Raw genomic sequence first — 4,733 nt, 5'->3', positions numbered from 1 at the left:
GCGCGGAAACGCTCCTCGACATCGACCGCCGGCGCGACGGCGATCCCACCCTCCAATTCGCCGGACAGGCTGATGTCGGCTTGCGGAAACGGGCCGCTGCCGGGCAGCCTGTCGATCATGGCGGCAAGCAGCCGCACCAGTTCCGCCCGTGCCGCGGCGATCGCCACCCCGGTTTCGGCCATCTGTGTCTCGATCGCGTCGAACCAGGCGCTGTCGCGCGATCCTTCGGTAAGCAGGCGGTTACGGTCGCGCATCGCCTTTTCGTAGTCGAGGGCCCGCTGGCCATGGTTTGGATCGATCGCGAGCACAAGACGGTCGAGGAAGCGGCGGCGGTCGGCGGCCGGCCCTGGAAACAGCCCGTCCATCGCCGGCGTCAGCCAGACGACCCGCAGCCACTCCAGCATATCGTCAGCCGACTTCGCCGGCGCGCCGTTGATGCGAACGCGTCTGCCGCCTTCTCCGGTGGCATCTGCACCGGAAACGCCGGTGCCGATTTCGACCTGGCCTTCCGGCCCCTCGATCCGGGCATGCAGGGCAAAGCCGCCATCGCCGCCTTCGCGCGCCACGTCGGCATAGGGCGCGCGGCGCAGCCCGCGTCCGGGCGTCAGCAGCGAGATGGCTTCGAGCAGATTGGTCTTGCCGGCGCCATTGTCGCCGGACAGCACCACGGCGCCAGGGTCGAGCTCGAGCGAAACTCCCGCATAGTTGCGGAAGTTTGTAAGTGTTAGCTTACTTATATGGGTCTGTTCCGGCAACCGCTGTCCGCCCGTGCAAGCCGCCGCAATCATCATTCCATCGCCAGCCGGCGCGAAACCCGATGCGCTACACCCGCATCGGCATCAGCACATAGAGCGCGGTCTCGTCGGCCATGTCGTGGATCAGCGTCGGCGACCCGGCATCCGCCAGCATGAACTTCGCCTCCGAACCGGTGAGTTGGGCGGCGACGTCGAGCAGATATTTGGCGTTGAAGCCGATCTCGATCGGATCGGACGAATAGTCGGCCGCCAGCTCCTCGGTGGCGCTGCCCGAATCCGGATTGTTGACGGCGAGCGTGAGCTGGCCGTCGTTGATCGACATTTTCACTGCCCGGCCGCGCTCCGACGAAATGGTCGAGACGCGGTCGACGGCGGCGGCGAAGCTCTGGCGGTCGATGATCAGCTTCTTGTCGTTGCCGGTCGGGATGACGCGCTGATAGTCGGGGAAGGTGCCGTCGATCAGCTTCGAAGTCAGGATGACGCTGCCGATGGTGAAGCGGATCTTGGTGTCCGACAGCTCCGTCGTCACCGCCACATCCGGGTCGTCGACCAGCTTCTGCAGCTCGCTCACCGTCTTGCGCGGGATGATGATGCCGGGCATGCCTTCGGAGCCTGCCGGCGCGTCGATTTCGGCGCGCGCCAGGCGGTGCCCGTCGGTCGCGACCGAGCGCAGCTTCAGCTTGCCGCCCACCTCATGCGTGTGCAGGAAGATGCCGTTGAGATAGTAGCGCGTCTCTTCGGTCGAGATGGCGAACTGGGTCTTCTCGATCAGGCCTTTGAGCGCCGCCGAGTCGAGCCGGAAGATGTGCGAGAAGGAGCCGGCCGAAAGTTCCGGGAAATCGGACTGCGGCAGGCACTGCAGGCGGAAGCTGGAGCGGCCTGACGTGACCGTCATCGCATTGCCGTCCTCGTCGGTCTTCAGCATGACCTCGGCGCCGTCGGCGAGCTTGCGCACGATGTCGTAGAGCAGATGCGCCGGGACCGTCGTCGCGCCGCCGCGCTCGACCTTGGCGGGCGTGGCTTCCGTCACCTCGAGGTCGAGGTCGGTCGCTTTCATCTCGAGGCTCGCGCCTTCTGCGCTGAGCAGCACATTCGACAGGATCGGTATGGTGTTGCGCCGCTCCACCACGCGATGAACGTGGTTGAGGGACTTCAGGAGATTGGACCGTTCCAGGATAACACGCATGACGAAACAGGCTCGCTTCAATGAATGGGCGGGGCACCAAGGGGTGGCATCCCGCGACAGCTCCGAAAAGCTCAGAATCTGTGTAAGCTGACAGTAAAAAGCCTGCAAACGCAAGCCCGCGACACCGGTTCCGGCCGGTTGCGCGGGCTTTCTGGGGATAAAGCCGGCGAACTGCGCCGCCGCCCCTTTTTCGGACCGCTCAGGCCTGCTCGTTGATCAGCCTTCGGAGCAGTTCGAGCTCCTGCGCCAGCGTGTTGTCGGCACCGGAAAGATCCTCGATCTTGCGCACGGCATGGAGCACCGTCGTGTGGTCGCGGCCGCCGAAACGCCGCCCGATTTCCGGCAGCGAGCGCGGCGTCATCACCTTCGACAGATACATTGCCACCTGCCGCGGCTTGACGATGGTGCGCGTGCGCCGGTTGGACAGCAGCTCCGTCTTCGACACGTTGTAGTGGCGCGCCACGATGCGCTGGATGTCCTCGATGCGCACCCGCTTTGGCTCGCCCGAGCGGTAGATGTGGCCGAGGATCTCGTCGATGCGGTCGATGGTGATCTGCGGCTCGAAGGACTGGCGGAACAGAAGCTGGTTGAAGGCGCCTTCGAGCTCGCGTCCGCTGCCTGTCACCGTGCGCGCGACGTGATCGAGGATATCGTCCGAAATGTCGAGCGAGGCATCGTCGACCTTGGCGGTGGCGAGGCGCAGCTTCAGCATGCCGAGGCGCATGGCGAAATCCGGCGCCGACATTTCGAGCGCCACGCCGCCATTGAGGCGCGAACGCACGCGCGGCTCCAGCGATTCCAGTTCCGACGGCGGCCGGTCGGCGGCGACCACCACCTGCTTGGCGCTGTCGAGCAGCATGTTGATCAGGTGGCAGAACTCATGCTGGATCGACTTGCCCTGCAGGAACTGCATGTCGTCGATGATCAGAAGATCGATATCGCGCAATTGCTCTTTGAGGGTGAGCGCATTGTTGTCGCGGATGGCGGTGGCGAAGCGCCACATGAAATATTCCGCCGTTAGATAGACCACGCGCGATTTCGGGTTGTGCCGCAGCGATTCCGCCGCGATCGCCTGCAAAAGGTGCGTCTTGCCCAGTCCGACGGTCGCGTGAAGGAAGAGCGGGTTGAAGCGCACGGCGCTCGACTGCGATTCCGCCACCGCCTTGGCGGCCGCGAAGGCGACCCGGTTCGAGGGTCCTTCGATGAACGAGGCGAAAGTGTAGCGCGGGTCGAGTGGTGACCCCAGCACATTGTGGCGGAACTCGGTCTCCACCGGCGCGCCGCCCTGGCGAGGCGCCGGCGCCCGCTCCACCCGGCCGTTGCTTGCGGTGCCGGCGGCGAGCACGGTCTGCGTCTGTTTGGTCATCTTGCGCGCCGGCGCGATCTCCGGCTCGACATTGTTGCGGCCTTGGCGCGTGGCGGTCCGCACGACGATCTCGATCTTGAGAACGTCGGCATCCTCATGCCTCCAAAGTTCGGCAATAAGGTCGAGATAGTGGCCGTTGATCCACGACCGCAGGAAGGCCGTGGGCACGGAAATACGGACAATGCCGCGCGAAGCCTCGGCAACCTTCATGCGGCCAAACCAGCTCGAATAGACCTCGGCTCCCAGACGCGCCTTAAGCTGGGCCTTGACCCGCTCGAACTTCTGTTCAGCGTCGCTGGATGCCGCCATGCCGTCCCCTCCGACGAAGGTTGTAGGGAATGGGAGTTCGCTCGCTATCTCCCTTTCGATGCCGCTCTGCATGATCAACGTTCCTTGTCTTCTCGTACCCTTTTTCCCGCCGGGAGTGCGCCTCCTGCACCCTCTGGTCCGGCGACGTTTTCGCTGCATCTCCATCGCCGCCGCCGGCGATCTTGTCGCAACGTTGCGCAAGGGACCGATGCCGGCTCTTGCCAGCCGGCTTGATCATGCCAAGGCAATACAACGCCGTCCGGCGAAAACGCCGGCCCAACGTCGACTGCGATGTACAATTACGCCAGTCCCCTACCCACCGAAGAGACAAACCAAGCCGCACGCGGAATTACTCCACGTCATGAATTCCGCCATTTTTTGGTGGCCGATTCAGGCTGGGTCAGGGGCTGAATGCCCGTCCCTTCGATGGATGGACATTACCGAAATCGCTGTGGATAGGGCAAGGCCACGTCTAACCGATTTTTAACGAATCTGGTTAGCGGAGACGCGTTCGAAGCAGGTGCCGTTGGGACAGCTTTTGACAAAGCCATTGTGATTCAAACCCTTTTCCGGCGAATATGAAAAAGGCCGGCCGATACGAAATTTTCTGAAATAATTCGCTTGACAGCTACTTGTCCCCCGCCGCTCCTGCGCGCGTTGAACAAGCTGTGGATGACCATCCGTAATCTTTTGAAAAATAAGCAGAATTTGTGACAGGCCAATTTGCGGCCATGCCTGTATCCGGCAGGCGAAGATATCAGCGATTATGTATATGCCGGCAAAATATTCGCAACTTTGAAATTCGGACCGGACGTCGTTACGCGGACGTTCTTTTTAAGTACTTGCCGGCAAACGAAAAAACCCGGCCTGCGCGGCCGGGTTCAAAGATAACGGTTCCGAATGGAAGTCGGTCAGGCCGACAGCACCTTGACGCGCTGGGCCAGGCGCGAAACCTTGCGGGACGCCGTGTTCTTGTGGATGACGCCCTTGGTGGCGGCACGCATCAATTCCGGCTCCGCGGCCTTGAAGGCTTCCAGCGCCGCGGCCTTGTCGCCGGCGGCGAGCGCCTCTTCGACCTGGCGGACATAGGTGCGGACGCGCGAGCGGCGGTTCTTGT

4 protein-coding genes are annotated in these 4,733 nt (G+C 63.1%); all 4 read right to left on the bottom strand.

Annotation, left to right across the window (positions count from 1 at the left end; genetic code table 11):
- A partial coding sequence (locus tag EOA29_RS25465; RefSeq protein WP_127221783.1) for an AAA family ATPase occupies positions 1 to 755 on the bottom strand: 755 nt, incomplete at its 3' end.
- A gap of 67 nt (positions 756 to 822) precedes the next feature.
- Entirely contained in the window at positions 823 to 1,941 is a 1,119-nt protein-coding gene (gene dnaN, locus EOA29_RS25460) for a DNA polymerase III subunit beta (protein ID WP_126090335.1), read from the bottom strand.
- 199 nt (positions 1,942 to 2,140) lie between these two features.
- Positions 2,141 to 3,616: a chromosomal replication initiator protein DnaA gene (gene dnaA / locus EOA29_RS25455; RefSeq protein WP_245464820.1), complete on the bottom strand. Its 1,476-nt coding sequence runs from the start codon at positions 3,614 to 3,616 to the stop codon at positions 2,141 to 2,143.
- A gap of 911 nt (positions 3,617 to 4,527) precedes the next feature.
- The coding region (gene rpsT / locus EOA29_RS25450; RefSeq protein ID WP_127221782.1) for a 30S ribosomal protein S20 at positions 4,528 to 4,733 on the bottom strand (206 nt) is incomplete at its 5' end.

Origin of the sequence: Mesorhizobium sp. M1E.F.Ca.ET.063.01.1.1, from assembly GCF_003998155.1 — a bacterium.
GTDB lineage: Bacteria > Pseudomonadota > Alphaproteobacteria > Rhizobiales > Rhizobiaceae > Mesorhizobium.
The sequence above is the reverse complement of the archived record's forward strand: the minus strand, read 5'-3'. Positions and strand labels throughout refer to the sequence as shown.

Excerpts from the sequence above, each read along its gene's own strand:
- dnaN (WP_126090335.1), bottom strand. The coding sequence starts at position 1,941 with ATGCGTGTTATCCTGGAACGGTCCAATCTCCTGAAGTCCCTCAACCAC.
- dnaA (WP_245464820.1), bottom strand. The coding sequence starts at position 3,616 with ATGGCGGCATCCAGCGACGCTGAACAGAAGTTCGAGCGGGTCAAGGCC.